The sequence below is a fragment of the Pseudomonas sp. HPB0071 genome, assembly GCF_000478505.2.
In the GTDB taxonomy this organism is placed as follows: Bacteria; Pseudomonadota; Gammaproteobacteria; order Pseudomonadales; family Pseudomonadaceae; genus Chryseomonas; species Chryseomonas luteola.
The window spans coordinates 2,210,255-2,236,484 of the sequence record NZ_KI517367.1 but is presented as its reverse complement, the minus strand read 5'-3'; the positions used below and the strand labels follow the sequence as shown (position 1 = coordinate 2,236,484).

At 57.3% G+C, this 26,230-nt stretch carries 23 protein-coding genes; 16 read left to right on the top strand and 7 right to left on the bottom strand.

Features of this window, described 5'->3' with window-relative positions; genetic code table 11:
* Nucleotides 1-169: 169 nt before the first annotated feature.
* Nucleotides 170-979, top strand: a complete 810-nt coding sequence (locus HMPREF1487_RS10550; RefSeq protein ID WP_010796634.1) for an NYN domain-containing protein — start codon at nt 170-172, stop codon at nt 977-979.
* Between the two features lie 152 nt (nt 980-1,131).
* Nucleotides 1,132-2,688: an SIR2 family protein gene (locus HMPREF1487_RS10545; protein WP_010796633.1), complete on the top strand. Its 1,557-nt coding sequence runs from the start codon at nt 1,132-1,134 to the stop codon at nt 2,686-2,688.
* Between the two features lie 34 nt (nt 2,689-2,722).
* Here HMPREF1487_RS10545 and HMPREF1487_RS10540 read toward each other — a convergent pair whose 3' ends face one another.
* Nucleotides 2,723-4,219: a CoA-acylating methylmalonate-semialdehyde dehydrogenase gene (locus HMPREF1487_RS10540; RefSeq protein WP_010796632.1), complete on the bottom strand. Its 1,497-nt coding sequence runs from the start codon at nt 4,217-4,219 to the stop codon at nt 2,723-2,725.
* Between the two features lie 61 nt (nt 4,220-4,280).
* Nucleotides 4,281-5,624: an omega-aminotransferase AptA gene (locus HMPREF1487_RS10535; RefSeq protein WP_010796631.1), complete on the bottom strand. Its 1,344-nt coding sequence runs from the start codon at nt 5,622-5,624 to the stop codon at nt 4,281-4,283.
* 134 nt (nt 5,625-5,758) lie between these two features.
* Here HMPREF1487_RS10535 and HMPREF1487_RS10530 point away from each other — a divergent pair, with 134 nt between their 5' ends.
* From HMPREF1487_RS10530 to HMPREF1487_RS10495, 8 genes are all read left to right on the top strand, one after another.
* On the top strand, nt 5,759-6,682 hold the full coding sequence (locus HMPREF1487_RS10530; protein ID WP_037029918.1) for a LysR family transcriptional regulator: 924 nt from the start codon (nt 5,759-5,761) through the stop codon (nt 6,680-6,682).
* Nucleotides 6,683-6,843: 161 nt separating this feature from the next.
* Nucleotides 6,844-7,587, top strand: coding sequence for a gluconate 2-dehydrogenase subunit 3 family protein (locus tag HMPREF1487_RS10525; RefSeq protein ID WP_010796629.1), 744 nt, complete (start codon nt 6,844-6,846; stop codon nt 7,585-7,587).
* 3 nt (nt 7,588-7,590) lie between these two features.
* Nucleotides 7,591-9,378, top strand: a complete 1,788-nt coding sequence (locus HMPREF1487_RS10520; RefSeq protein ID WP_010796628.1) for a GMC family oxidoreductase — start codon at nt 7,591-7,593, stop codon at nt 9,376-9,378.
* 11 nt (nt 9,379-9,389) lie between these two features.
* Entirely contained in the window at nt 9,390-10,730 is a 1,341-nt protein-coding gene (locus HMPREF1487_RS10515; protein WP_010796627.1) for a c-type cytochrome, read from the top strand.
* Between the two features lie 152 nt (nt 10,731-10,882).
* The gene (locus HMPREF1487_RS10510; RefSeq protein WP_037030686.1) at nt 10,883-11,173 is read left to right on the top strand and encodes a YkgJ family cysteine cluster protein; all 291 of its coding nucleotides are present in this window, start codon (nt 10,883-10,885) and stop codon (nt 11,171-11,173) included.
* A 261-nt stretch (nt 11,174-11,434) separates the two neighbouring features.
* Nucleotides 11,435-11,998: a hypothetical protein gene (locus tag HMPREF1487_RS10505; protein WP_010796625.1), complete on the top strand. Its 564-nt coding sequence runs from the start codon at nt 11,435-11,437 to the stop codon at nt 11,996-11,998.
* A gap of 188 nt (nt 11,999-12,186) precedes the next feature.
* The gene (locus HMPREF1487_RS10500; RefSeq protein WP_010796624.1) at nt 12,187-13,380 is read left to right on the top strand and encodes a murein transglycosylase A; all 1,194 of its coding nucleotides are present in this window, start codon (nt 12,187-12,189) and stop codon (nt 13,378-13,380) included.
* A complete protein-coding gene (locus HMPREF1487_RS10495) occupies nt 13,377-13,718 on the top strand; it encodes an FKBP-type peptidyl-prolyl cis-trans isomerase (RefSeq protein ID WP_010796623.1) in 342 nt (113 codons plus the stop codon). Before HMPREF1487_RS10500 ends, HMPREF1487_RS10495 begins: the two co-directional genes overlap by 4 nt.
* Before the next feature lie 53 nt (nt 13,719-13,771).
* Here the strand turns inward: HMPREF1487_RS10495 and treS are convergent, their stop codons facing one another.
* Entirely contained in the window at nt 13,772-15,877 is a 2,106-nt protein-coding gene (treS, locus tag HMPREF1487_RS10490; RefSeq protein ID WP_010796622.1) for a maltose alpha-D-glucosyltransferase, read from the bottom strand.
* A 263-nt stretch (nt 15,878-16,140) separates the two neighbouring features.
* Between treS and HMPREF1487_RS10485 the strand changes: the two genes are divergently transcribed.
* From HMPREF1487_RS10485 to HMPREF1487_RS27310, 6 genes are all read left to right on the top strand, one after another.
* Entirely contained in the window at nt 16,141-16,602 is a 462-nt protein-coding gene (locus HMPREF1487_RS10485) for a hypothetical protein (protein WP_010796621.1), read from the top strand.
* A 323-nt stretch (nt 16,603-16,925) separates the two neighbouring features.
* On the top strand, nt 16,926-17,933 hold the full coding sequence (locus tag HMPREF1487_RS10480; protein ID WP_010796620.1) for an SDR family oxidoreductase: 1,008 nt from the start codon (nt 16,926-16,928) through the stop codon (nt 17,931-17,933).
* 435 nt (nt 17,934-18,368) lie between these two features.
* Entirely contained in the window at nt 18,369-19,793 is a 1,425-nt protein-coding gene (locus HMPREF1487_RS10475; protein WP_010796619.1) for a sugar porter family MFS transporter, read from the top strand.
* Between the two features lie 124 nt (nt 19,794-19,917).
* Entirely contained in the window at nt 19,918-21,195 is a 1,278-nt protein-coding gene (locus HMPREF1487_RS10470; protein ID WP_010796618.1) for a hypothetical protein, read from the top strand.
* Between the two features lie 187 nt (nt 21,196-21,382).
* Complete coding sequence (locus HMPREF1487_RS27315) at nt 21,383-21,541, top strand: hypothetical protein (protein WP_010796617.1); 159 nt, start codon at nt 21,383-21,385, stop codon at nt 21,539-21,541.
* A 108-nt stretch (nt 21,542-21,649) separates the two neighbouring features.
* The gene (locus HMPREF1487_RS27310) at nt 21,650-21,796 is read left to right on the top strand and encodes a hypothetical protein (RefSeq protein ID WP_156913091.1); all 147 of its coding nucleotides are present in this window, start codon (nt 21,650-21,652) and stop codon (nt 21,794-21,796) included.
* A 66-nt stretch (nt 21,797-21,862) separates the two neighbouring features.
* Here HMPREF1487_RS27310 and fos read toward each other — a convergent pair whose 3' ends face one another.
* From fos to HMPREF1487_RS10450, 4 genes are all read right to left on the bottom strand, one after another.
* Nucleotides 21,863-22,270, bottom strand: coding sequence for a fosfomycin resistance glutathione transferase (gene fos / locus HMPREF1487_RS10465; protein WP_010796615.1), 408 nt, complete (start codon nt 22,268-22,270; stop codon nt 21,863-21,865).
* A 1-nt stretch (nt 22,271) separates the two neighbouring features.
* On the bottom strand, nt 22,272-22,733 hold the full coding sequence (locus HMPREF1487_RS10460; RefSeq protein ID WP_010796614.1) for a GNAT family N-acetyltransferase: 462 nt from the start codon (nt 22,731-22,733) through the stop codon (nt 22,272-22,274).
* Between the two features lie 61 nt (nt 22,734-22,794).
* Entirely contained in the window at nt 22,795-24,279 is a 1,485-nt protein-coding gene (locus HMPREF1487_RS10455; RefSeq protein WP_177325219.1) for a chemotaxis protein CheW, read from the bottom strand.
* An 8-nt stretch (nt 24,280-24,287) separates the two neighbouring features.
* A complete protein-coding gene (locus HMPREF1487_RS10450) occupies nt 24,288-26,036 on the bottom strand; it encodes a methyl-accepting chemotaxis protein (RefSeq protein ID WP_371106365.1) in 1,749 nt (582 codons plus the stop codon).
* Between the last annotated feature and the right edge of the window lie 194 nt (nt 26,037-26,230).

Here is a 26,230-nt window from a genome sequence, read left to right as displayed (position 1 = left end):
GAGGCGGTTTTTTGTAGCAGCAGAAAGGGTTATGGCTTTGCCTCCCAGAAGAGGCTGCCAGACGCACGCAAATCTCTGTGGAGGCTGGCTGAAAATCCGACAAACGAGACATAGCACACACTTTAAATTAGGCGTATGTTAGCGAAATCCTGCTCTCACGGATCGAGCCATGCCAAGCAAAGGAAGTGCGTCGCCTCAACAGAAACATCTCGCCGTCCTCATCGATGCCGATAACGCTCCGGCGGCTATCGTCGAAGGGCTGTTCGAAGAGATCGCCAAATACGGCGTCGCCAGTGTGCGGCGTATCTATGGTGACTGGACCGGCCCGCAGCTGGGCAAATGGAAACAGGTCCTGCTCGACCACTCCATCCAGCCCATGCAGCAGTTCGCCTATACCAAGGGCAAGAACTCAACTGACAGCTCCCTCATCATCGACGCCATGGACCTGCTCTACACTCGGCGCTTCGATGGGTTCTGCCTCGTCTCCAGCGACAGCGACTTCACCCGTCTGGCCATGCGCCTGCGTGAAGAGGGTTTGACGGTCTACGGCTTTGGTGAAGAAAAGACGCCCAAGCCTTTCGTCGCCGCCTGCGACAAATTCATCTACACCGAAATCCTGCGCGCTGATGCCGAGCCAGCCCCCGAGTCCACCCCATCCGACAAGGCGGGTACGCCAGGGCAACCCACTGGCGAAGAACCCAAACCTGCCGCCACGCCTAAACCGCAGAAAGTCCCGGTGGACTTCATCGCCAAGGTTATTGACGACCTCTCCGACGAAGACGGCTGGGCCAGCCTAGGCGTGCTTGGTCAGAACATCACCAAACTCCGCCCCGCCTTTGACCCACGCCTGTACGGCTTCAAGAAACTCAGCGAGCTGCTCAAGGCCCAGCAACGGCGTTTCGAGGTGCAGGAAGATGGGACTAGTAGCCGTCGGACATTGTATGTGCGGAATCGCCAGGGGAAGAAAGGCGAGAAGTAGGCAACAGTGCTCGTTCCTTTCGATGGGTGTCGCATGCTCAACCTACGCGCCCGACCCGTCCTACAAAACTCTTCGTGCCTATAGGTTGGCATTGATTGAACGAAGCGATATCTATTTTAACTTAATCCATTACAAAATTTTATACCTTAAATATGTCATCTTTGAAGAAACAACTAGTCGAGCACTTCCGGTTAGCTAACTCAGCACCTTTCTTATTCATAGGATCAGGTTTCTCTCGCCGCTATTTAGGGCTGGATGACTGGAAAGGCTTACTTTCCAAGTTCAGTCAAGGCCTTAGAGATTTTGATTATTACCTATCTACAGCCAATGGATTACTACCAGAAGTTGCCGAATTAATGAGCCATGACTTCCATGACATTTGGTGGTCCGCAGATAAATATTCAGAAAGCAGAGAAAAACATAAAGGGAAGGTTAGAGATAAAACCTCAGCCTTAAGGATAGAAATATGCTCTTACCTAGCATCAATATCTCAAATAGACATATCTAAATCTGAATATAAGAATGAAATAGAATTACTATCAAAACTTAACGTTGATGGAATCATAACGACAAATTGGGATACTTTTCTAGAGTCATTATTCCCTGAATACAAAGTATTTGTTGGCCAAGGGGAGCTTCTATTCTCGCACCCGCAATCTATTGCAGAAATATACAAGATACATGGGTCCGTAACAAAACCTTCCTCGCTAGTGTTAACATCAAATGATTATTCTGACTTCGAAAACAAAAATCCCTACCTTGCTGCAAAGCTAATAACACTTTTCGTTGAGCATCCAATTGTATTTATTGGATACTCACTTTCAGATCCTAATATATGTGCACTATTGCGTTCAATCGTATCTGTTCTCGGAAAGGACAATATAGAGAAGCTGCGCAATAATCTAATTTTCATACAAAGGAAAAAGAATGATCACGACTCTGAACTAAGTCAAACATTCCTAACTATAGATGGCGGACAGATACCAATAACTGTAGTTCACACAAATAGCTTTGTACCAGTTTACGAAGCTCTTGACGAAGTAAAAAGAAAAATACCTGCAAGGGTATTACGCTATTGTAAAGAACAACTTTATGAATTAGTTAAATCTAACGATCCTGAAGCAAAACTATGCGTAGTGGACATTGATGACATAGAAAACAAAGGCGACATCGAGTTCGTTGTCGGCGTAGGCGTAGCAGCAGAACGTGCAAGCCTTATTGGTTACCAGCCAATAACCTTACTCGATTTATTCAAAGATTCTCTGCAGGAAAACTCAGAATATGATCCTAACATGATAATAAACCACACTCTTCCACTATTAGCTAAAAGTGCTACATATATACCAATTTATAAATACATAAAACTTGCCGGATTGAGCTATAAAGATGCACGTTTCAAAATAAGCCCTGACCTCTCCAGACAGTTATTTGAAGACACCTCACCATACAAATCCAAGACCTACACAAAACCCTTTTTAAAAAACGGGAAAGAAAAAAGCGCTATAGATATAATTCAAAGCAACACACCTGAAAAAGCTGCTGCTTATTTAGCTTTCTTACCAAAAGAACTATTTAACACTAGTGCAATAAAGGATTTTTTAAATATGCATATAGATAAACTTGACGCTAACTCTAGCTCAAGCTATTCAACATACTTTAGAAAATTAGCCTGCCTATTAGACTGGTATATGTACAGAACAGAAGAATAGGGCCTTTAATTAGCAAGGCCCTAAGAAGCTCTTATTACCCACCACTTGGAAACGCAAACTGCGCCGCTTCATGGCTGGCGCGTTGCGGCCAGCGCTGGGTAATAGTTTTGCGGCGGGTGTAGAAGCGTACGCCGTCCGGGCCGTAGGCGGCGAGGTCGCCGAAGATCGAGCGCTTCCAGCCGCCAAAGCTGTGGTAAGCCACCGGAACGGGTAGCGGGACGTTGATGCCGACCATGCCTACTTCGATTTCGTCGCTGAAGAGCCGTGCGGACTCGCCGTCGCGGGTAAAGATGCAGGTGCCGTTTCCGTATTCATGGGCGTTGATCAGCGCGATGGCGTCTTCCAGGCTGTTGACGCGCACCACGCACAGCACCGGGCCAAAGATCTCTTCTTTATAGATACGCATCTCCGGCGTGACATAGTCGAACAGGCAGCCGCCGAGGAAGAAGCCGTTGCTGTGGTCGGCAACCTTGAGGCTGCGACCGTCGACGACCAGCTTGGCGCCTGCCGCTTCGCCGTCTTGCACATAGCCGGTGACTTTTTCCAGCGCGGCCTTGGTGACCAGTGGGCCCATGTCGAGGCCCTTGCAGGTGCCGGGGCCAACCTTGAGGCTTTGGATTTGTGGCGTGAGGCGCTCGATCAGCGCATCGGCAATCTGGTCGCCCACACACACGGCCACGGAGATGGCCATGCAGCGCTCGCCGCAGGAGCCGTAGGCGGCGCCCATCAGTGCGCTGACGGCGTTGTCCAGGTCGGCATCGGGCATCAGCACTGCGTGGTTCTTCGCACCGCCCAGGGCTTGGACGCGCTTGCCGCGGGCTGCGCCTTCCTTATAGATGTATTCGGCAATCGGGGTGGAGCCGACAAAGCTCAGCGCCTTGACCTCAGGTGCATGGATCAGTGCATCCACGGCGTCCTTGTCGCCATGCACCACATTGAGCACGCCCTTGGGCAGACCGGCTTCATATAGGAGTTCGGCAATCAGCAGTGTGGAGCTGGGGTCGCGCTCGGAGGGTTTGAGGATAAAGCAGTTGCCGCAGGCAATCGCCAGCGGGTACATCCACAGCGGCACCATGGCCGGGAAGTTGAACGGCGTGATACCGGCAACCACGCCCAGCGGCTGGAAGTCGGACCAGCTGTCGATGGCGGGACCGGCGTTGCGGCTGTACTCGCCCTTGAGCAGTTCGGGCGCGGCGGTGGCGTACTCGACGTTCTCGATACCGCGCTTGAGTTCACCGGAGGCATCTTCCAGCGTCTTGCCATGCTCTTCGCTGATCAACTGCACGATGCGCTGCTCGTTCTGCTCCAGCAGTTGCTTGAAGCGGAACAGGACCTGGACGCGCTTGGCCGGTGGGGTGTTGCGCCACGCGGGGAAAGCCGCCTTGGCCGCATCGATGGCCTTTTGCACGGTGTCGCGGCTGGCCAGCGGCACCTGATGAATGACTTCGCCAGTTGAAGGGTTGTAGACATCTGCCGTGCGGCCGTTGTCGGCAAAGGCTTCGCCGTTGATGAGGTGGTTCAAGGTGGTCATATCGATTCCTTGTAAAGGCGGCGCGTCGGGTAGCCGTATCGCGCCGCTGTACGAAAAATAATCAGGCCGTGGCGTTGAGGGCTTCGCCCACGGCGTCGAACAGGCGGTCCAGTTCTTCCGGCGTGCTGATAAAGGGCGGGCCGAATTGCAGGGTATCGCCGCCGAAGCGGACATAGAAACCGGCCTTCCACAGTTTCAGCGAGGCCTCGTAGGGGCGGACGATCGCATCGCCATCACGCGGGGCGAGCTGGATCGCACCGGCCAAGCCGTAGTTACGGATATCGACGATGTGCTTGGCACCGCGCACGCCGTGGATACGCTGCTCGAAGTGCGGCGCCAGTTCGGCTACGCGCTGTATGAGGTTATCCCGCTCCAAAATTTCCAGCGCAGCCAGACCTGCCGCGCAAGCGACCGGATGCGCGGAGTAGGTGTAGCCGTGGCCAAACTCGACGGCGTAATCCGGCGTGCCCTGGTTCATAAAGGTGTCGTGGATTTCCTTGGTTGCCACCACCGCGCCCATAGGGATCACGCCGTTGGTGATCTGCTTGGCGAGGTTCATGATGTCGGGCGTAACGCCAAAGCTGTCCGCACCAAACATGGAACCGGTGCGGCCAAAGCCGGTAATCACCTCGTCAAAGATCAGCAGGATATTGTGCTGCGTGCAAATCTCGCGCAGGCGTTGCAGGTAGCCCTCCGGCGGCACGATTACACCGGCCGAGCCGGACATAGGCTCGACGATGACCGCCGCGATGTTAGAGGCATCGTGCAGTTCGATCAGTTTGAGCATTTCGTTCGCCAGCTCGACGCCGGTCTTGGGCATGCCCTTGGTGAACTCGTTGCCCGGCAGCAGGGTGTGTGGCAGGTGGTCTGCATCCATCAGCTGGCCGTACATCTTGCGGTTAGCCCCAATGCCACCCAGGCTGGTGCCAGCAATGTTCACCCCGTGGTAGCCACGGGCACGGCCAATCATCTTGGTCTTGGTGGCCTGCCCTTTCAGACGCCAGTAGGCGCGGGCCATTTTTACCGCCGTGTCGGCGCATTCGGAGCCTGAGTTGACAAAGAACACGTGGTTCAGGTCTCCCGGTGTCAGGCTGGCGATCTTTTCGGCCAGCTTGAAGGACAGCGGATGGCCGTACTGGAAGCCCGGTGAATAGTCGAGTTGCAGCGCTTGCTTACCTACCGCCTCGGCAATTTCCTTGCGACCATGCCCCGCACCCACACACCACAAGGCAGACAGGCTGTCGTACAGCTTGCGGCCCTGATCGTCGGTCAGATACGCACCCTCGGCCGCCACCAGAATGCGCGGGTCCTTCTTGAACGCGCGATTGGCGGTATAGGGCATCCAGTGATGGGTCAGGTCGAGTTCGCTGGCGAGCGGTGGCGATACGGTCAAGGGCTGGTTCATGCAGGGCCTCGGGGTACAAGACATGAGCTGGACGGGGCGATGGGAATCGTCCCGACGAAAGCCTCAGCTTGAGCCTGACCTTGGATGAGTTAAAGCGTATTCTTCTTACGTTTACTCAAGAAAAAACTCACCCAATGAGCACACCTCGCAAAGCCCCGCTTGGCCAAGTCAGCGATTTCGATATCCGCCTCCTGCGTCTGTTCAAGACGGTGGCGGAATGCGGGAGCTTTGCCGCGGCGGAAAGTGCACTGGGCATAACCCGCTCGGCTATCAGCCTGCACATGGGCGACCTGGAAAAACGGTTGGGGATGCGCTTGTGCCAGCGCGGCCGCGCCGGGTTTGCACTCACAGATGAAGGTCGGGAAGTGCTGCGGGCCAGCCAGAGCCTACTGGCCGCGCTGGAAGGCTTTCGTAGTGAAGTAAACGCCCTGCACCAGCAACTGCGAGGCGAGTTGAACATCGGCATCATCAACAACCTCGTCACGCTGCCGCAAATGCGCGTGACCCATGCGTTGCGCAAACTGAAGGCATTAGGACCGGGTGTGCGGGTAAACATTGGCATGATGACGCCGGGCGAAATCGAACGTGGGGTGCTGGACGGACGGCTGCATATTGGCGTGGTCCCGCTGATCAACCCGCTGTCCGGCCTGGAATACACCGCGCTCTATGAGGAGCGCTCGCAACTGTATTGTGGTCATGAGCATCCTCTGTTCCACCGGCCCGATGAAGAGATCCCGGACGAGACATTGCGCATGGCCGATGCTGTGGCGCCGAATTATCGGCTGACGGCCGAGGCGTTGGAGCGACACCAGACGCTCAACTGTACGGCCACCGCGTCAGACCGCGAAGGGATCGCCTTTCTACTGCATACCGGCAGCTATATCGGGTATCTGCCAGATCATTACGCCGCCAGCTGGGTGATGCAGGGCGTCCTGCGGCCGCTCAAGCCGGAGCGTTTCTTCTACTCTATTCCGCTCTGTGCCGCGATGCGCAAGGGCCGCCGCCCCAACCTGATCCTACAGCGGTTTCTGGAAGCGCTTGAGCATACCCAGGCTTGATGGGCTATACGTTCTTATCCATACGTTTTAAAGGGTCATCAGGAACCTGCCCGCGGCGCGCCGGTCGATGATGAGGCAATCTGTCGCAGATCCGCACAAATTGTTACACTTAAATGCTTAGCTTACTAACATTTAAAGCCTGATGGCTGATGGGAACCCTCATGTCCGCTGATGATACGTCTAACGCCCGCCGCGACTTTCTACGTAAGTCTCTAACCCTGATCCCCGTGGTGACACTTGCCACTACAGGCGGCGCCAGCCTGGCTCTGGCCGAGACGAAGGAGCGACAGCGTGACGAGGACAAGCCGGGCCAGAGCGCCCGCGCAGACGCCTATCAGCCCACCTTTTTCACGCCGGAAGAATGGACGTTTATCCACGCCGCCGTCGCCCGGCTGATTCCCGCTGATGATCGCGGCCCTGGTGCGGTGGAGGCTGGTGTACCGGAGTACATCGACCGGCAGATGAATACCCCCTATGCCCAAGGGGCGAAGTGGTACATGCAGGGGCCTTTCCAACCCGATGCACCTTCGGAGATGGGGTACCAGCTCAAGCTCAATCCGCAACAGGTTTTCCGCCTGGGCATCAAGGCCGCGGATGACTGGTCGCGCCAGCAACACGGCAAACCGTTTGCCGAGCTGGATACCGGCACCCAGGATGCCGCACTTCGTCAGTTTGAAGCCGGTGAGGCCGAGTTCGCCCCGCTTCCTGCCAAGACCTTCTTTGCCGCTCTGTTGCAAAGCACCAAAGAAGGCTTTTTCTGCGACCCGATCCATGGTGGCAATAAGGATATGGTGGGCTGGAAGCTAGTGGGCTTTCCCGGCGCCCGCGCCGACTTTATGGATTGGGTGGAGCGCGATGTGGCGTACCCCTTCCCGCCGGTTTCCATTCGCGGCGAGAGGGCTTGATCCATGGCAAAAGTGATGCAGAAAGCCGATGCGGTGATCGTAGGCTTTGGCTGGACTGGAGCCATCATGGCTAAAGAACTGACCGAAGCGGGTCTTTCCGTGGTCGCGCTGGAGCGTGGCCCAATGCGTGATACCTACCCGGACGGTTCCTACCCACAGGTGATCGACGAGCTGACCTACAGCATCCGTCGCAAGCTGTTCGTGGACACATCCAAAGAAACCGTCACCATTCGCCACAACGTGAGCCAGACGGCACTGCCCTATCGTCAGCTCGGCGCCTTTCTGCCCGGCGATGGCGTAGGCGGTGCGGGTTTGCACTGGTCCGGCGTGCATCTGCGGGTCGACCCGGTAGAGCTGCGCCTGCGCAGTCACTATGAGGAGCGGTACGGCAAGAATTTCATCCCAGATGGTATGACCATCCAGGACTTTGGCGTGACCTACGAGGAGCTGGAGCCGTACTTCGATTTTGCCGAAAAAGTCTTCGGCACCTCTGGTCAGGCCTGGACGGTAAAGGGTGAGTTGGTTGGCAAAGGCAAGGGCGGCAACCCCTTTGCGCCGGACCGCTCCGATCACTTTCCGCTCACGCCGCAAAAGAATACGGTGTCGGCGCAGCTGTTTCAGAAGGCCGCCTGGGATGTGGGCTACCACCCTTATGACCTGCCCTCGGCCAACACGTCCGGCCCTTACACCAATCCCTACGGCTGCCAGATGGGGCCGTGCAATTTCTGCGGATATTGCAGCGGGTACGTCTGCTACATGTACTCCAAGTCTTCGCCTAACCTGAACATCCTGCCGGCGCTGCGCCAGGAACCCAAGTTCGAACTGCGCGCCGATGCCCACGTACTGAAAGTCAACCTGACCGACGACAAGAAGCTCGCCACCGGCGTGACCTATGTGGACGCCCAGGGCAACGAGATTGAGCAACCGGCCGATATCGTCATTCTCGGCGCTTTCCAATTCAACAACGTGCGGCTGATGCTGCTTTCAGGCATCGGCAAGCCCTATGACCCAAAAACCGGCGAAGGTGTGGTCGGCAAAAATTTCGCCTACCAGAACATGGCGACCATCAAGGCCTACTTCGACAAGGACCAGCACTTCACTAACCCCTTTATCGGTGCGGGCGGTAATGGCGTGGCGGTGGATGACTTCAATGCCGACAACTTCGACCACGGCCCTCACGGCTTCGTAGGTGGCTCACCGTTCTGGGTGAACCAGGCGGGCACACGCCCTATCGCCGGCGTAAGCAATCCCCCCGGCACGCCCAACTGGGGCAGCCAGTGGAAGGCGGCGGCGGCCGATTACTACAATCATCAGCTGTCCATGGATGCCCACGGAGCGCACCAGTCCTACCGCGACAACTACCTGGACCTCGATCCGACCTACAAGGATGCGTATGGAATGCCACTCCTGCGCATGACCTTCGACTGGAAGGAAAACGACATCAAGATGACGCACTTCATGGTCGACAAGATGAAGCGCATCGCCGAAGCCATGAATCCCAAGGCCATCAACGTGCAGGTCAAGGCGCCGGGAACGCATTTCAATACGGTCAGCTACCAGACCACCCACCTGAACGGCGGCGCGATCATGGGCACCGACCCCAAGACCAGCGCCCTCAACCGTTACCTGCAAAGCTGGGATGTGCACAACGTGTTCGTTCCGGGCGCCTCGGCTTTCCCACAGGGGCTGGGCTACAACCCGACAGGCCTTGTGGCAGCCCTCACCTACTGGTCGGCACGCGCCATCCGCGAACAGTACCTGAAAAACCCTGGCCCACTGGTGCAGGCATGAGGACGTCGACCATGAAAGCACTCATCTCTGCACTGGCCCTGGGGTTCATCGCTCTGCCTGCTTTTGCTCAAGAGGCCGGACCTGATCAGGAATTGATCAAGAAAGGCGAATACTTGGCTCGCGCCGGTGACTGTGTAGCCTGTCATACAGCAGCCGGTGGCAAGCCCTTCGCTGGCGGCCTGCCCATGGGAACGCCCATCGGCACCATTTACTCGACCAACATCACGCCGGATAAGGAAACCGGCATTGGCAATTACAGTTTCGAGGATTTCGATAAGGCCGTACGTCACGGCATCGCCAAGGAAGGGCATTCGCTCTATCCGGCCATGCCGTATCCCTCTTATGCACGCGTCACCGAAGAGGACATGCGTGCCCTGTACGCCTACTTCATGCACGGCGTTCAGCCGGTGACTCAGCCCAACCAGGACGTGGCGATTCCCTGGCCGCTGTCGATGCGCTGGCCCCTGGCTGTCTGGCGCAAGCTGTTCGCGCCGGAGGTTGCCGACTTCAAACCGGCGCAGGGCATGGACCCGGTGGTTGCCCGTGGCGCCTATCTGGTGGAGGGCCTGGGCCATTGCGGTGCCTGCCACACACCCCGCGGCATTGGTATGCAGGAAAAAGCCCTCAGCGATGCCGACGGCAAGGACTTCCTCGCGGGTAGCGCCCCGCTGGAAGGCTGGGTTGCCAAAAGCCTGCGCAATGACCACAAGGAAGGCATTGCCCGATGGGATGAGGCGCAGCTAGTGGAATTCCTCAAGACAGGCCGCTCGGATGACATGGCCGTCTTTGGCGGTATGACGCAGGTGGTCGAGCACAGCCTGCAGTACATGAGCGACGAGGATCTGACCGCAATCGTCCGTTACCTGAAGACGCTTTCGCCGGTCCATCCGGATGCCCCGCCCTATCAGCGCAACAATGCCGTTTCGGAAATGCTGGTAAAAGGGGATGAAAGCAAGCGCGGCGCAGCGGTCTACATCGATAACTGCAATGCCTGCCACCGCTCGGATGGCCTGGGCTACACCCGAGCGTTCCCGGCACTGGCCGGTAACACCGTGGTGCAGACGGAAGACCCGACGTCCCTTATCCACATTGTGCTGGAAGGGGGCAAGCTGCCGGGTCTCAAGAGTGCGCCCTCGACCATCGTCATGCCTGCCTTCGGCTGGCGGTTGAGCGATCAGCAGGTAGCGGATGTGGTGACCTTTATCCGGACCAGCTGGGGCAACAAGGGCGGTCCGGTGGATGCCGATGCCGTCGCCAAACTGCGCAACAGCGATAATCGCACCACCTCGGGCGATGACATCGGGCAAACGGCGTATGGCAATCAGCCGGAGCAGAATCCGACGCCCCGGTAATCGGTCGCTGACGGAACGCAGGCAGACATGAGAGGCCTGCGGTCCGTCAGTTTTCCTCCTGATGGATCATTCTTCGTTTTGAGCAGGCCTTAACTGCCGGTAACCTTGCAGCCTGCCTTTACGCCGGTGATCACGTGATTCCGCTCCATAACCTGCCTGCCTCTGCGCCGCCCACCAAGCCCGAACCCAGTGTCACCTGTGACACCTGTGCGGCCAAGTGCTGCCGTCTGGAAGTCATGCTGATTACGGATACCGGCGTTCCCATGCGCTTTATCGAGGAGGACCAATGGGGCTCGATGACCATGGCGCGCCTGGACGACGGCTGGTGCGCCGCGCTGGATCGAAAAACCATGCGATGCAGCATCTATGAGAATCGCCCTTTGATCTGCCGCGAATTCGAGATGGGTGGGGACGACTGCCTGGAAGAGCGCAACGCCTTCTGATAACCAGAGCACGCCCTAATAGATAGGCTACTCAGCGAGTACATTCGCTGTATGTAAGTCTGTATGCAAGGCATTATGTGCGCCCGAGCGTTTTAGTGGCCGTTGTCGACAGAGCAATCGACAGGTACGGCATTTTCAAAAGGCGAATCCGCTTCCAAATTGAACAATAGTTGTACAACCGGCGAACCGATGCCCTTTATGCGCGTCAATATCGACCAATTGAAATGATCCTTGCGTTCTGTTCCACGGAGAGGAAGCCCAATGCGTTTTATGGCCCTTTGGATGGCTTTGTCACTTTTGCCCTTGAGCTGCCTGGCAGATATCAAGGTTGACCTGACCGATTACATCGTGCAGGCCTCGGAACCCAAGCGGACCGAGACGTTAGCCAAGTTGCCGCCTATCATTGAGCAATTCGGCAAGTCGCTGGGCTGCTCCTTCTCGATGGACCCACGCAATATCATCCCCTACCAGCTGGATGGAAAATCGGTTTTCCTGGCGGTGTACGAGCTGGATGTCGGCTGCAGCGGCACACCTACCGCCACTCGGCCGCTCATGGCCATCCTGCGCCAGAGCCCGGGCGGCGACTATTTCATCGATGCCGATTACTCGATGCCCAAGCAGAGCTCAACAGAACTTCCCAAGCATATCAGTAGCCTTTTTATCCGAAACGATGACCTCTGGTATCAGGGACTCACCTTCAAGGCAGCCGATGCGTCCTGCTGTCCGACACTGGATGTCACTGGCCGTATCGCCCTGGAAAATGGCGTATGGAAAGAACATCAGCGCATGCCGCTGGAACGCATTCCGAGCACTGTAACGCCATGATCTTTCGCATGGAGCTGGTTATAATTTAACCAGCCACGGCAGGCCTACCTGACTGTTTTGCAACATGATTCAGCAGGTGGGAAAGTCAGGATCGGCATTTGACGTCACGGCCTGATTTCACCAAGCTACCGGCTCACTCATCGACAAGAACAGTTGACGTGCTTGCCTATCGTTACCCCTGGCGGCTCATGGCCTGTGCCGCCGTATCTCTATTAGCCTTGCTGGCCGGTTGTGACGACGGCTCCAAGTTCAAGCAAAAGCCGCCGCCCAAACCGCCGGAAGTTGCCACCTACACTCCTGTCCGCTGGGAGGATCTTCCTGTCACCAGTGACGCCGACCTTATGGCAGGCTTCAAGGCTTGGCAGGCAGGCTGCGAGAAGCTCAAGAACAATGAGGCCTGGAGTGGACCATGTCAGGCAGCCGCGCAGGTCCCGTATGATCCACGCGCCGTACGGGACTTTCTCAAAAGCCAGCTACAGGTCTACAGCCTGCGCTCTTTGAAGGGCGAGCATGGCCTTATCACGGGCTATTACGAGCCGGTCTACCACGGCAGCCTCGTGCAGGATGAGGCCCATCCCGTGCCGGTCTATGGCACACCTACCGACCTGATTACCGTCGATCTGGCCAGCATTTACCCTGAACTCAAGGGGAAACGCCTGCGAGGCCGACTCGAAGGCCAGACGCTCAAACCCTATGACGACGCCGCCACCATCATGCAGCAGGGTGTAGATGCCCCTGTACTGGCCTGGCTGCGTGATCCGATGGACCTGCAATTCTTACAGATCCAAGGCTCGGGCCGTGTTGAACTGGAAGATGGTCGCCAGCTGCGTATCGGTTACGCAAATCAGAACGGGTATCCCTACAAGCCTATCGGCCGCTGGCTGGTGGAGCAGGGGCTGCTGCAAAAGGAAGAGGTCAGCATGAGCAAGATTCGCGAGTGGGCCACGGCCAACCCGGATCGTGTGCCGGAGCTCTTGGGCAGTAACCCGAGCTATGTGTTTTTCAGCCAACGCCCGGACAGCAACGAAGCACCCCGCGGCTCGTTGAACGTTCCATTGACGCCTGGCTACAGCGTGGCCATTGATCGCAAGGTGATTCCGCTGGGCAGCCTGCTCTGGCTGTCCACTACCCGCCCGGATGGCAGCCCCGTGATTCGCCCGGTGGCCGCACAGGATACCGGTGGCGCCATTACGGGAGAGGTCCGGGCCGATCTTTTCTGGGGTACAGGTGATGATGCCGGCGAGCTGGCTGGCCATATGAAGCAGGACGGTCGAATCTGGATGCTTTGGCCAAAAGGCGCTCCCCTGCCGGACGCAGCGCCCAAACCTGCGGTTACGCCTGAAAAGCCGCAGAATCCAACGAACACAGAGAACACCCCATGAGCAACGAACTGACGATTGAAGATATCCAGCTGGGCGAAGGCAAGGAAGCTGTCAAAGGTGCCCTGATCACGACCCAGTACCGAGGCACTCTGGAAGATGGCACCGTATTCGACTCTTCATACGAAAAGGGTCGGCCGTTCCAGTGCGTCATCGGCACGGGCCGAGTCATCAAGGGCTGGGATATCGGGTTAATGGGGATGAAGGTGGGCGGCAAACGCAGGCTGGTCGTGCCGGCGCACCTGGCCTATGGTGAGCGCCAGATTGGCGCACATATCAAACCGAACTCGAACCTGATCTTCGAGATCGAGCTGCTGGAAGTCCTCACCCGGGACGATTGAATCTATAAAGGGCTGCGAGCAAATACATTTTGCCTCGCAGCCCTTTTCAGCCTTTACACGTCGAACGGCGTGTTGGGCAGGGCACCTACGATCCGCAGGCTGAGCCCCTCATACCCTTCCAGATTGATCGTCAGCTCACCGTTGTCGGTGAGATCACCTTCAACCGTCTCGTTGATCATATCCACGACCGGCCCCGGCGTAACGTTGGTCAGGGTGATGGTTTCCTGGATCGAGGTGGCGCCAAAGTTTAGCGCGGTAATCTGGGTGCCACGCCCGGCGGGCAGCTCGTGCACCATGATCAGAAGCCCCGGCGAGGTGACATCCGGCACCGCAATCTGGTGGCTGGACGCAATGCCATAGGCCTGGCGTACCGAGAGGATGCGCTTGAGCTTGTTGGCAAAGGAGTCCGGGTCGGCCAGCTGCTCGGTCAGGCTGCCATAAAGGTTGACGGCCTTGGGCAGACCTTCGCCGGAATGGGTCGCCTCGTTATTGGCGTCTGCCAGATCATAGGCACCGCGCTGAATCCATCGTGTATCGCCATCGCGCATCCGGTCTTCCACCATACCGAACGGTAGCGGCAACGCTCCTACCAGATCCCATCCGGACAGGGCGAATACGCCGGGTTGCAAGGCGTTGTACATGGCAAGAAGCAAATGAACCCGCTTGACCCGTTCTTTGTCCTCGTCGGTCATGCTGTCCAGTTCGCGGATGCCCAAGGCTGCTGCAATCACGCTCGCCGTGGTACAGGCTACGCCGTTGGTAACAAACCTCAGGTTGTAGGGCGCATGCTCACCGCTAAGACGCTCGTACATGACCTCACGAATATGCTCGCGCAAGATGCTGCCGCGCCAGGTCTGGCCCTGGTAGACGAAATTAGTGTCGGCATGCAGGGTCCAGAAGTGCACCAGCTCCAGGGTCAGCTCATCGTGGTTTTGCAGGGCATGGATAAGCGACGCCGGGTCGATGTTGAATTGATGCATGGTACGCAGCATCAGGCGCAGGAATTCGGTATCGCCCGTTAGCACGGCGTGATGGTAGGCCGGACGGGTGATGAAGTCGTAAGAGAGATCTGCCCCGCCCTGGCCCATGGCCGCGATATCATCCACGGTCAGGTTCAGCTCCTGAAAGCTAAAGCCGCCGGCCTTGCGCACCATGCCGCCAATCAGTTGGTTGCCGACGATGGACAAGGGATGCCCTTCAGACCAGGCTTTGTCGTTGGCGCGCCGTTCAACACCCAAGAAGCCGTTGGCATCCAGACGCAACCCGCGTGCACCAAGCACATCCAGCGAATGCAGTGCATCGCCAATGATCAGTTGCTGTGCAGCGAAACTGGGGTCGAGCCAGTTCAGGGAAGGTTGACCTTCCTTGAAGTAATGCAGGTATACCCAGCGCCGGTTCTTGCCATCCACACCGGTAACGACCGGTGTGGCACTCCAGTCAGTCTCTTTCACACCCGGCTCGAAAAAGATGACGCGCTGGAGCTGGCCGACGATATAGCACTTCTCTTTCAGGGCATCGACGACCTCGGGCGACAGGTTGACTGCATCGCGTCCTTCCGGCACCTCCGGCAGCAATTCCCAGTCCTCCGGCTTGATCTCCACCATATGGTAAAGGCCCGGATAATCTTCATAGCCCAATTCGGCGAGCCGAAAATCGGCGCCCTTGCCAGTGTGAGCCGGGATGATGTCGTCCACAACTACCGCGTTGTGGGCAGAGGCCATTCGGCTCAGGGCGATGAACTCTTCTTCCGTTCCGTAGAGCGGGTCGATGTCGAGACTGATCCGGTCGAAGTTGCCGTCGATGGTAGGCGTAATCTCCCGTCCCTTGAGCCCGCCGGACAGCTTGGTCGGCCCCGTATGGATCGCCTGCACGCCAATGGAAGACAACGCATTCCATAGCGGAGCGCTCCCCAGTGTCTTGATGACGGAATCGCCTGATCCGGTGATCACTGAGCTGGGGTAGGCCGTGAACCAGACGGAGGCAATGGCCGTGGCCCGACGCGGACGCGTTTCAGCATAGGGATGCATCCAGAGCCGCGCCTGACCGCCATACGCCTTGGCACGTTGACGAGCCTTGTAGAGCATCGACTGGTTGACTAACCATTGAACGTATTCTAGATCAGGCGCGTTTACCTGCTCTTCTGTGTCTGGCGCTGTCATATCGGACCCTGAACAGTGAATTTGTAACTTGGACTGCGCCGGTTCGCGTTTGTATCCCAACCCTTATTGCCCCTCGCCGCTCCGGTGCCTGAACGGTCATTGAAGAGCCCTCAGGCGTAAACCGCACCCGTAAGCAGTCATAAGACAGACGCTTACACAAAAAAGATGGTTCTGCCGTATGACAAAGCGCCAAAATGACTGGAAAACACAGCAATTTTCGCCTTATCTGCTATGAAGGCAGAACCATGACCATGGAGAGTGCTATGAGTCCCAACGATCGCATAACCAACGGCCCGGATTCCGTATCCTATACGGCAGATTCGTTTGGCTCGAAAAAGCGTCTTGCCGCACGGGAAACCATCCTGAGCGACAGCAACGTTCTGGACTGCACGGTCTACCGCCCGGACGAAAATCCGGAAGTTGATGCTGACGACCTGGGTGATGCCAAGATCCTGTTTACGGGTGAATTCAAGGTGCCCGAGGACTGGGACCAGGAAACACGCGACGATTTTTTTGGCGACATGGACCCCGAATTGTTTTCCACTGCTCGCATCGAGAGCGAAGCCGAGCCGGGCACGGCAGGTTTTTTTACACCTGAGCCGGGTGACCTCGTGGCTGCCATGCCAGGAGCCGGAGTGGTCGAGATGTTCTATGTGTACGACTACTGTGAAGACGAAACCGGTCGCCATTATGTGCTGGTACGTGAAGTAGACCCAACGCTGTAAGCCTCCCTGCACCCTGGCTTGCGCCTTTCAGGCGCGAGGCAGGTTTGCCTGTCTGTTGTTCAGCCCTTAGTCATGAACGGGCCCTATCTGCAAAGCCCCTGCCCTGTCCGCGTCGACTGTCATCCGCTCTAGCTCCAGGCTCTTACCTAACAGACCATTCGCCCATTATTGCCTTGGTTGGGGAACGATGCGTACGGTCTGTACGTCTATCCCGGTCACAACGATTCAAGCATCGCATCAGGTGCTTACCCGGCAGATGCCCCGATGGGCGCTGCTGCCTTGCCGTTTCGATCACCGCTTATTCCCATTCTCAGGAGCCAGCCATGAATCCGAACGACCTCTCCACGTCCCGCCGTAAACTCATGCAAGGTGCGGCTGTCACGATTGCCGCCGCCGCAGCGGCCCCCGCCTTTGCTCAGACGGCCAATGGCAAGGCTGCAGCCGACCCAGCCCCGTTGAGCGATCCCAAGAGCGGCCATCCCCGCCCTCCGTTTCAGGAGCAAACCCAACCCTGGCCAGGGCTGGCCAGCAAGATGACGCCTCGGCCAGATCACGGTGAAGAAAGCTACAAAGGCAATAACCGCCTCGCCGGCCGCAAGGCCCTGATCACCGGAGGCGACTCGGGTATCGGCCGTGCCGCAGCCATCGCCTTTGCCCGCGAAGGCGCGGATGTAGCCATCAACTACCTGCCGGATGAGGAACCCGATGCAAAGGAAGTGGTTCAGCTGATCCAGCAGGCCGGCCGCAAGGCGGTAGCCATTCCCGGTGACATTCGCGACGAAGCATTCTGCCGCGAGCTGGTGGACCGCGCCGTAAAGGAACTGGGTGGACTGGATATCCTGGTCAACAATGCTGCGCGCCAGCAGAGCCACGATTCGATTCTTGACCTGAGCAATGAGCAGTTCGACTGGACGCTCAAAACCAATCTGTACGCCATGTTCTGGATTACCAAGGCTGCCATTCCGCATCTGCCGGAAGGCGCTTCGATCATCAACACATCATCGGTCAATGCCTACGATCCTTCGGCCAATCTGGTCGATTACGCGTTGACCAAGGCCGGCATTGCCAACTTCAGCAAGGGATTGGCCAAACAGCTGGCAGACAAGGGTATCCGCGTCAACGCCGTAGCACCCGGCCCGTTCTGGACACCCTTGCAGGTCTGCGGTGGCCAGACCATGGAAAAGCTCAAGAGCTTTGGAGGCGACACCCCGCTCAAGCGTCCCGGCCAGCCTGTGGAAATCGCACCGCTTTACGTGCAGTTGGCTTCCACCGAGGCCAGCTATGTCACAGGTCAAGTCTTTGGCGCCTCCGGCGGAAATGGTCAGCCTTAACTGAGTCAAGCCAGCCAGGCGGTTTTGCCGCCTGGCTAACCTGCCTGGTCCGATACCGACTCGGTATCAAGTAATTGCCTCTTTTCGACGATGTTTACCCTACCGGCTATTGATTTCCTCAGGCCGTGTTCTGGCAGCCATCACTGACGCCCACCGCCTGGGAATTCGTCAGCCTTTCACTCAGGATTCTGTGATGCAGATACTCCTCAGTGGCTTTTTTTGAAACCACTCTCCAAGCACGTCAGTCTATTCCTATGAGCCCCATACGCTCGATAACGTGGGTTCCAAACGCATCGATAGCGTCGCACGGGCAATCAATCTCCCGGCCGAAGCACGTGCATTTAGCGGACCCGCCCAGTATCAAGGCACCTTGGACTGCCTCGTGATCAACCAGGGATGGATGAGCGTCACGGCTTAACGTGCAAAGAGAAATCTATGATAAAAACCCCATCATCCCTCGCCTCGCCTGCAAATGCAGAGCCTTCGACAACAGACTCCTCGCCTACCAACCACAAGCGCAAGATGCAGATCATCACCACGATCTCAACCTTTGGCGGCTTGCTGTTTGGGTATGATACTGGCGTCATCAACGGCGCGCTTCCCTTCATCAAGGAAGACTTTGGCCTCACGCCTTTTTCTGAAAGTCTGGTGGCGTCTTCCCTAGTCTTTGGCGGTGCCATCGGTGCCGCTATCAGCGGCCGCCTCTCCGACGCCCGTGGCCGACGCAAGATCATCCTCTTGCTGTCGATCATTTTCATCCTTGGCACATTGGGCAGCACCCTTGCGCCCAACGCCGAGATCATGGTGCTGGCCCGCTTCATCCTGGGGCTTGCCGTTGGTGGTGCCTCGGTCACCGTTCCGGTCTACCTGGCGGAGATGTCGCCTGCGCACAAGCGCGGGCAGATGGTGACGCGCAATGAACTGATGATCGTGTCGGGCCAGTTACTGGCCTTTACCTGCAACGCTGCGATCGCCCATTTCTTCGAGGGCAGCCATATCTGGCGCTGGATGCTGGTCATTGCCACGCTTCCAGCCGTGGTGCTCTGGCTAGGCATGCTGGTCATGCCGGAAAGTCCCCGTTGGCTCGCGTCCAAAGGCCGCTTCGGCGAAATGCTGCGTACGCTTAAAGAGGTTCGCGCCGAGCACCAGGCACATAAGGAGGCCAAGGAAGTACGCCAAGCCGCGCAGGAGGACTCCAAGGCCAAAGAGGGTAGTTGGGAAGACCTGAAAACGCCCTGGATTCGCAAGATCTTTCTGATTGGTATAGGTATCGCCGTCGTGCAGCAGATCACCGGCGTCAACTCGATCATGTATTACGGCACCCAGATCCTGAAGGAGTCCGGCTTTGATACGCAGGCTGCGCTCACAGCCAACATCGCCAATGGCGTGATCTCCGTACTGGCTACCTTTCTGGGCATCTGGCTACTGGGCCGGGTCGGCCGCCGGCCGATGCTGATCACCGGCCTGATCGGCACGACTACGTGTCTGCTGCTGATCGGTCTGGTCTCGATGAACATGGCGCCAGGCACGGAGCGCGCGTTTATTATCCTGGGCCTTACGGTCAGCTTTCTGGCTTTCCAGCAAGGGGCCATCTCACCAGTGACCTGGTTGATGCTGTCTGAGATCTTTCCCATGCGTATCCGGGGCCTGGCCCTGGGCTTTACCGGCGGCGTGCTATGGCTGACCACATTCCTGGTAGGCTTTTTCTTCCTGCAGTTGGTGGCGTGGTTCAGTATCTCCACGACGTTCTTCATGTTCTTCGCGTTCGGCCTGCTGGCCATTGCGTTCGTGGTCCGTTATTTACCCGAGACCCGGAACAAGACGCTGGAAGCCATTGAAGAGGAGTTCAAGAAGGCCTGATACGAAAGGTTCGCAAGGGGCCTATATGGCCCCTTTTATTGACGGTCGGTCCGGGATATTCCCTTGCCTTCTCCAGCTCCAATAAAAGACGATGTTGACGGGTAGTAGTCACCGGGACAGGCGAATGAGTGCACACGTGTTGCAGGACGAGCTGTTTTCCACTTTCGACCCCAGGGAGCGACTCGATAACCAGCGGAGCCGCCTCGACGAGGCATTGGCCGCGCTGGATGAACACCGCCTGCTCAACACGGCGCCAAAGGCGCTGATCGATTACTTCATCGCGGTCTATCGGATCGAGCCGCCGGCGCTGCGTCGCCATGAGTGGCAGGCTGAAACCGATGACCATGCGGATTTCGAGGGCAATGCGGCCAGCCATCGACTCGATATCGATATACCCTTCGATGGCGACGCGGAGTGGTTTGGCGCACAGGCCGGTCCCTGGGCGGGTACGTCAGGTACAGTACGGATCAGCGGGCAATCCCTGATTCTGACCTTCGAGATCAAGCGCGGCGCGGAGCAGGCCGCACGCGCGCTGATCGACCGTGAAGTCAACGAGATCGAAAAAGCGCTCGCCTGGATTCGACAGGAAGTGAATGCCTACAACGACAGCCTGTCGGCTACCGTGGAGACGGTCATCAACACCCGCCGCACGCGGCTGCTCTCCCATCAGGCCCTGGCGCAAACGTTGGGTATTCCACTGCACAAGCGCTCCGACGGTCCACTGGCACGGCTTACGCCTGTTTCACAGGAGCAGCTGTTTCCTGAGCTCCCTCGCATGGGCCATGGGCCCGACTTGCCGGAGCCAGCGCTGAGCCGTGATCAGCATGAGCAGATCGTGGAAACCTTGCAAAGCGCCATTACGCTGCTGGCCTACAGTCCATCACTGTTCGCCACATGGAATGAGGCGCCGTTAAGAAACTACCTGGGTATTGCACTGAACGGCCAGTTCGAGCGCCCGGAAACAATCGAGCCCTTTGTGCCTGTCGGCTATAGCGCACTTGGCCTGCGTCATCGGGAGCGGATCGCCTGTCTGGCCGACTGCCTGTTTTGGAAGAGTGCCGAGGCGTATCGGGAGCAACTTGACTACCTGCTGGCCCATCCGTTGAGCCGGGAAGCTCGGCTTATCCTGCTGGTTTTTTATAGAGGTCAACGGCTGACCCGAACGATCAACGATGTCCGTGCACAAAACCGTGCTCATCCCGCTTACCAGGAGGCGCCGGAAGAGCAGCCTGAGCACGGTAGCGAGGTAACGCTCCGCCTGCCTGATGACCCGATGCGAACAATCCGCCTCACCACACTTGTCTTCAAGGCGCCCAAGGCCCAAAACAACGTTACTACCCCCCACCGCAAACCCCATAGAAAGGCCGAACCGAATCGGACTCAGATCGGATTCGATTTTTAAATCGTTTTAAGCACGTTATGGTTACGCGCACGACGTGTTGAGACGCGCGCTTGCTGTCCTATAAGGACGTAACTCGTACAGAGGGAATTGAAATGAAAAGACCCTCGCTGCCCTTGTCCTGCTTTCAGCTGCACATGCGTTTGCGGCAGACTCGGCGCCAAGCGACAGCTCTGTCCATGAGCTGCTGATGGTGATCAATACCTCACAGTTGATCGACTCATCGATTAGCCAGATGAACAGTTATTTCAAGGCCGTTCTTGAGCAAGGCCTGCCGGGCAAGACGCTGACTGCCGAACAGCAGAAGATCGTCGACAATATGCAGCGCAAGAGCCTGGCCGTTATCTAGAAGGCGCTGTCATGGAAGAACATGGAGCCTGTGATGACGGACATCTATAAGAAGTCCTTCAACCAGCGCGAAATGAAGTTCTACCAGTCTTAAGAAGGGCGCTCAGTGGTGACCAAGATGCCCATTGCCATGCAAAACAGCATGCAGGCTATCCAGGCCAGCACGATGAACATAGCGCCCGAATTCAATAAAATCATTGCGGACGGGAAACAGCAACTCATTGCACTGGATAAGGCACAGCCTCCGGCTAAATAAGCCCCCCTTTCCGGGCCGCTCCTGCCGGGAGCGCGAATCTCATACTCTTTGCGCAGCAATAGAGCTTTAATCGAAGAATTGCATTCCCGCATAGGGTTTGACACGGCACTGCGCCAGGCGTGTTGCCAGGGTGCCGACATGCAGCTCCAGCTTGTGCCCATCCGGATCGAGAAAATAGAACGAGTCGCCCTCGCTGCGGTTGTCTTTCCAGACGTCAACGTCGTGCGTCTTGAGCCGATCCATGAAAGGCCCGAAGTCAGGCTGGGAGATAGAAAACGCATAGTGCGTGTAGTCTGCTCGCGGTCCTTTCACAATAGCGTCCAGAGAAAGGCACAACCATAGCGATCCCAGCTCCAGATAAGCACCTTGCGCCCATCGGGCAACCAGCCGACCACCCAGCAGCGCCTGGTAAAAGGTAACGCTGCGGTCCAGGTCGCTCACGGCCAGGGTGAGATGATTCAGGCCGGTGAGCATCTCAGGAGGTTGCCGTACGACGCATCCCGATATGCGGGATGTCATCTTCAAGGTAGATGTCTGTAACCGGCTCGAAGCCGTAGCGGCCGTAGTAATCCTGCAGGTGCGCCTGGGCAGATAAATAGATGGGAAGACCGGCCCAGTGCGTCTCGCAAAAGGTCAGGCCCTGCTTCATCAGCTCATGCCCCAGCCCGCGACCCCGTGCGGCGGGCGCGGTTACGACGCGGCCAATCACTACTTGCCCGTCATGCAGTACCGGATCCAGCACTCGCAGATAAGCCGCCAGCGTATCGCCTTCCCAGCCCATGAGGTGATAGGTATTGCCGGTCAGGTCCTGGCCGTCCACCTCCTGATAAGGACACTTCTGCTCTACCACGAAGACCTCGGTACGTAGCGCAAGAATGGCATACAGGGTCTGAACGGTGAGATCGGTTTGCGGTGTGGCGATCCAGCGGATGGACATGGGCAACTCCCGGACAAGGTAATCGCCGCATTGTCGATCACCTTGTTCTCAGGCACCAGTCCTATACCGGCAGCATTTCCTGGCTAGCTAATTCTGCCTCCAGTTCGCGTGCCACGGCTTTCAGGTCCAGCAATGTAGCGCGCCAGCGATTGAGGCCGGAGCCAATGCTTACCAGCGTTCGCGCCCGCTGCCCAACGGAGAGGGAATCACCTGTCGGGGTTTGCCAACCCTTTTCGAGCATGCCGGGATCGAAATCGTTGAACGTCTCGATCGCATCGATCTGGCAGACCGCAAAGCCAAAGGTCATTGCCTCGCCAGTCACTAAAAGAATACGCGAGCTTTCGGTTGCCTCACGCGGCGACGAATTGATCAGGCTGCTCAGGCAGATCAGCGAGACCTGTTGCCCGCGAACGTTGATCATCCCAATCAGATGTCCTTGGGCTTGCTTGAGACGCATGAACTGCGTGGGGATATGAAGAATCTCATCCACCTGATGCAGCGGCGATGCAAACTGGATACCGGCCTCGTATACCAGACACGCCTGCCGGGATCGCGCCTTGGGCACGATACTGGAGGCCTCGCTGCTGCGGCCCTTGGCGTTTTCAAAGATTTTGGAAAACGCCTGGATATCCTTGCGACGCAGCAGCGCCGTATGGTTGAGCAGCAACGCATCATGGCCATCTTCGCCGCTCATGACCCCGGAAAACATGGCGGGGTGCTGCAGGCCGAAACGCGGCATAGGCACAAGATCGTCCGGGTTGCGCCGCATCATGGCCAGAAGTTCGGTAAAGGCAAAACCAAAAGCATGGCCGTTGGCTGTCATGACCAGCAGCTGTTTTTTGGTCTCGCCGGGGACCTCTTCAAGCCCTAGGATGCGGGAAAGATTGAGCACTGGAATCGGGGTACCCCGCAGCTCCGTGACACCCAGGCAATACTCACTCTGAAAGAACGTCGTATCGATCCGGGGATGTTCGACCAGCTCACTGACTGCCGTAGCCTCCAGGCAGAACCGGCGACCATCACAGCCCAGCAGTATGTAATGCTTGAGCTTGAAGCGAGCCGTACGGCCGCGCTCACGCAACTCCTGCGCATGATCGAAGGCCATGAACAACTCCGGCAGCGACGCCAGCGCCTCGATATCAAGCAGGTAGATGATGCGCTCGCCCTGGCTGCCGCCCATGAAAAGGCGCGGCAACAAACCCTGTCCACGTTTGTGGGTGCCCAGTTCGCTGAGTTGCCTTTCATCGATGTGGATGACATCCGCCACGGCGTCAATCCCAATCCCAAAACGTCCTTCCTGATGATGCAGGAGTGCCACTTCGCTGGGCATTCCGTCCTCCCCAGCCGGTGTGAGCCCGAGCAGCACGTGCAGGTCCACCAGCGGGACCGCGCGGCCCCGCAGGCTGAACACACCACGCATGTAAGACGCTACCGGAGGGCGTGGCTGTATCTGGTCAGGCCAGCGCACTACCTGTTGCAGGGCCGATGCCGGAATGGCGATCTCGATGCCACCGACACGGACTACTCCATATGCGCTGCCAGTCATGATGGCGGTCATCCACGCGGTCCAACACCGGACGTGACGTTATTGAGGTCACGAATCAGCTCGTTCACTTCACCTGCCGTCGTCAGCTGGTCGCCCGTCGAGGCGTTGATGGCATCGATGGAGCGCGTGGTACGCACTACACCCTTGGCGATACGCTCGAAGGCTTCGCCTACGCTTCGAGAGATTTCATTACCCACCGTGATGCGCTTGGAGGACTCCTGAATCAGCTTGTTGATCTCCTTGGTCGCCTGGGACGATTTCTCGGCCAGCTTGCGCACCTCGTCCGCCACGACCGAAAAGCCCAGGCCATGCTCGCCCGCCCGCGCCGCCTCGATGGCTGCGTTGAAGGCCAGCATGTTCGTCTGGCTGGCGATGTCGCTGATGACCTGAATGATGTCCTGGATGTCCTCAGCAGACTTGGCAATAACGGCCATAGCTTCAACGGAGCGCTTGAGCGTCTCGGCGCCTTGGGCGGCCTCTTCCTGCGTCATGCGCGCCAGCCCATTTGCCTCCCCGGTGCTTTGGGCAATGTGGTTGATCGATTGCGTCAGGTTTTGTACGGAGCTGCTCATGGCTTGCGTCTTGGCCTTGACCAACTGCTCCATTTCCACCTGCTGGGTAATGTCTGTCGCAAACTTGATAACTTTGTATGGCTGGCCGTCGGCATTGAAGATCGGGTTATAAGTCGCCTGGATCCAGATCTTCTGTCCGAACTTGCCCAGGCGCATGTAACGGTCGCTGAAGAACTGCCCCTGCCCCAGACGCTGCCAGAAGTCCCGATACGCGGTTGAAGTGACGTAATGCTCCTCACAGAACATGCGGTGGTGCTTGCCGACGATCTCTTCCAGGCGATAGCCCAGGGTCGACAGGAAGTTCTGGTTGGCATGGAGAATGTTGCCCAGCAGATCGAACTCGATGACCGCCTGGCTACGATCAATGGCCGCAATCTTGCCTTCATACTCGGCACTCTTGATCTGCAAGGCCGTGATATCAGTAGCGAACTTCACGATTTTGTAAGGCTTGCCCTCGGCGTCCAGGATCGGGTTATAGGTCGCTTGAATCCAGATTTCACGCCCTTCCTTGCTGATGCGCTTGTAGACCCCTGTGTCGAACTTACCACGGCCAAGCTTTTCCCAAAGCAGATGGTACGCAGTGGAGTTGGCATGTTCTTCGTCACAGAACATGCGGTGATGCTTGCCCTTGATCTCTTCCAGGCTATAGCCCAGCACAGACAGGAAATTATCGTTGGCCCGCAGCACATGGCCGGTCAGATCGAACTCGATAACCGCCTGGGCGCGTTCGATAGCATTGACCTTGCCCTGGTGGTCGGTGCTGCGTAATACAGCCTCGGTCACATCGGACGCGAACTTGACCACCTTGTACGGTTTGCCTTCGGCATTGAAAATCGGGTTGTAGGTCGCCTGAATCCAAACCTCCCGGCCGCCCTTACCCAGGCGCTTGTACTGCCCTGCATCGAACTCGCCGCGGCCAAGCTTTTCCCAGAACTGGCGATAGGACATGCTACTGGCGTATTCGGCATCGCAGAAGATCCGGTGATGCTGCCCGGCGATCTCCTCAAGCCGATACCCCAAGGCGTCGAGGAAATTCTGGTTGGCGCGCAGGATGGTGCCATCAAGGTTAAACTCGATGACGGCTTGGGAGCGATCAATCGCTGACCAGAGTGAATTGAACTCCGCCGCCTGGGCGTCAGCGTTGAAGTCTTGGGGGGCATTCATTGGATTTCTCTCCGGTAGCATTCGTGGGCAAAAAACCGCCCTATGGTTTTTGCGATAACGATGCTATCGGCTGAGCCGGATCCGGCTTGATACTACCGCCTATTATTTTGTCGCCCCGTCACTACCCCTTGTCCAACAGCGTACCCAGGACTCTGAATAAAACCTGAACAAGCCCATATGTTAGCCAGCCAAGCGGCTGAGTAGGTCCTTTCCAG

Coding starts and splice junctions, on each gene's coding strand:
- HMPREF1487_RS10455 (WP_177325219.1), bottom strand. CDS start 24,279: ATGACTGGCAGCGCATATGGAGTAGTCCGTGTCGGTGGCATCGAGATC.
- HMPREF1487_RS10475 (WP_010796619.1), top strand. CDS start 18,369: ATGATAAAAACCCCATCATCCCTCGCCTCGCCTGCAAATGCAGAGCCT.
- fos (WP_010796615.1), bottom strand. CDS start 22,270: ATGCTCACCGGCCTGAATCATCTCACCCTGGCCGTGAGCGACCTGGAC.
- HMPREF1487_RS10505 (WP_010796625.1), top strand. CDS start 11,435: ATGCGTTTTATGGCCCTTTGGATGGCTTTGTCACTTTTGCCCTTGAGC.
- HMPREF1487_RS10530 (WP_037029918.1), top strand. CDS start 5,759: ATGAGCACACCTCGCAAAGCCCCGCTTGGCCAAGTCAGCGATTTCGAT.
- HMPREF1487_RS10470 (WP_010796618.1), top strand. CDS start 19,918: ATGAGTGCACACGTGTTGCAGGACGAGCTGTTTTCCACTTTCGACCCC.
- HMPREF1487_RS10550 (WP_010796634.1), top strand. CDS start 170: ATGCCAAGCAAAGGAAGTGCGTCGCCTCAACAGAAACATCTCGCCGTC.
- treS (WP_010796622.1), bottom strand. CDS start 15,877: ATGACAGCGCCAGACACAGAAGAGCAGGTAAACGCGCCTGATCTAGAA.
- HMPREF1487_RS10525 (WP_010796629.1), top strand. CDS start 6,844: ATGTCCGCTGATGATACGTCTAACGCCCGCCGCGACTTTCTACGTAAG.
- HMPREF1487_RS10515 (WP_010796627.1), top strand. CDS start 9,390: ATGAAAGCACTCATCTCTGCACTGGCCCTGGGGTTCATCGCTCTGCCT.
- HMPREF1487_RS10450 (WP_371106365.1), bottom strand. CDS start 26,036: ATGCTACCGGAGAGAAATCCAATGAATGCCCCCCAAGACTTCAACGCT.
- HMPREF1487_RS10460 (WP_010796614.1), bottom strand. CDS start 22,733: ATGTCCATCCGCTGGATCGCCACACCGCAAACCGATCTCACCGTTCAG.
- HMPREF1487_RS10495 (WP_010796623.1), top strand. CDS start 13,377: ATGAGCAACGAACTGACGATTGAAGATATCCAGCTGGGCGAAGGCAAG.
- HMPREF1487_RS10545 (WP_010796633.1), top strand. CDS start 1,132: ATGTCATCTTTGAAGAAACAACTAGTCGAGCACTTCCGGTTAGCTAAC.
- HMPREF1487_RS27315 (WP_010796617.1), top strand. CDS start 21,383: ATGGTGATCAATACCTCACAGTTGATCGACTCATCGATTAGCCAGATG.
- HMPREF1487_RS10535 (WP_010796631.1), bottom strand. CDS start 5,624: ATGAACCAGCCCTTGACCGTATCGCCACCGCTCGCCAGCGAACTCGAC.
- HMPREF1487_RS10540 (WP_010796632.1), bottom strand. CDS start 4,219: ATGACCACCTTGAACCACCTCATCAACGGCGAAGCCTTTGCCGACAAC.
- HMPREF1487_RS10520 (WP_010796628.1), top strand. CDS start 7,591: ATGGCAAAAGTGATGCAGAAAGCCGATGCGGTGATCGTAGGCTTTGGC.
- HMPREF1487_RS10500 (WP_010796624.1), top strand. CDS start 12,187: ATGGCCTGTGCCGCCGTATCTCTATTAGCCTTGCTGGCCGGTTGTGAC.
- HMPREF1487_RS10485 (WP_010796621.1), top strand. CDS start 16,141: ATGAGTCCCAACGATCGCATAACCAACGGCCCGGATTCCGTATCCTAT.
- HMPREF1487_RS10480 (WP_010796620.1), top strand. CDS start 16,926: ATGAATCCGAACGACCTCTCCACGTCCCGCCGTAAACTCATGCAAGGT.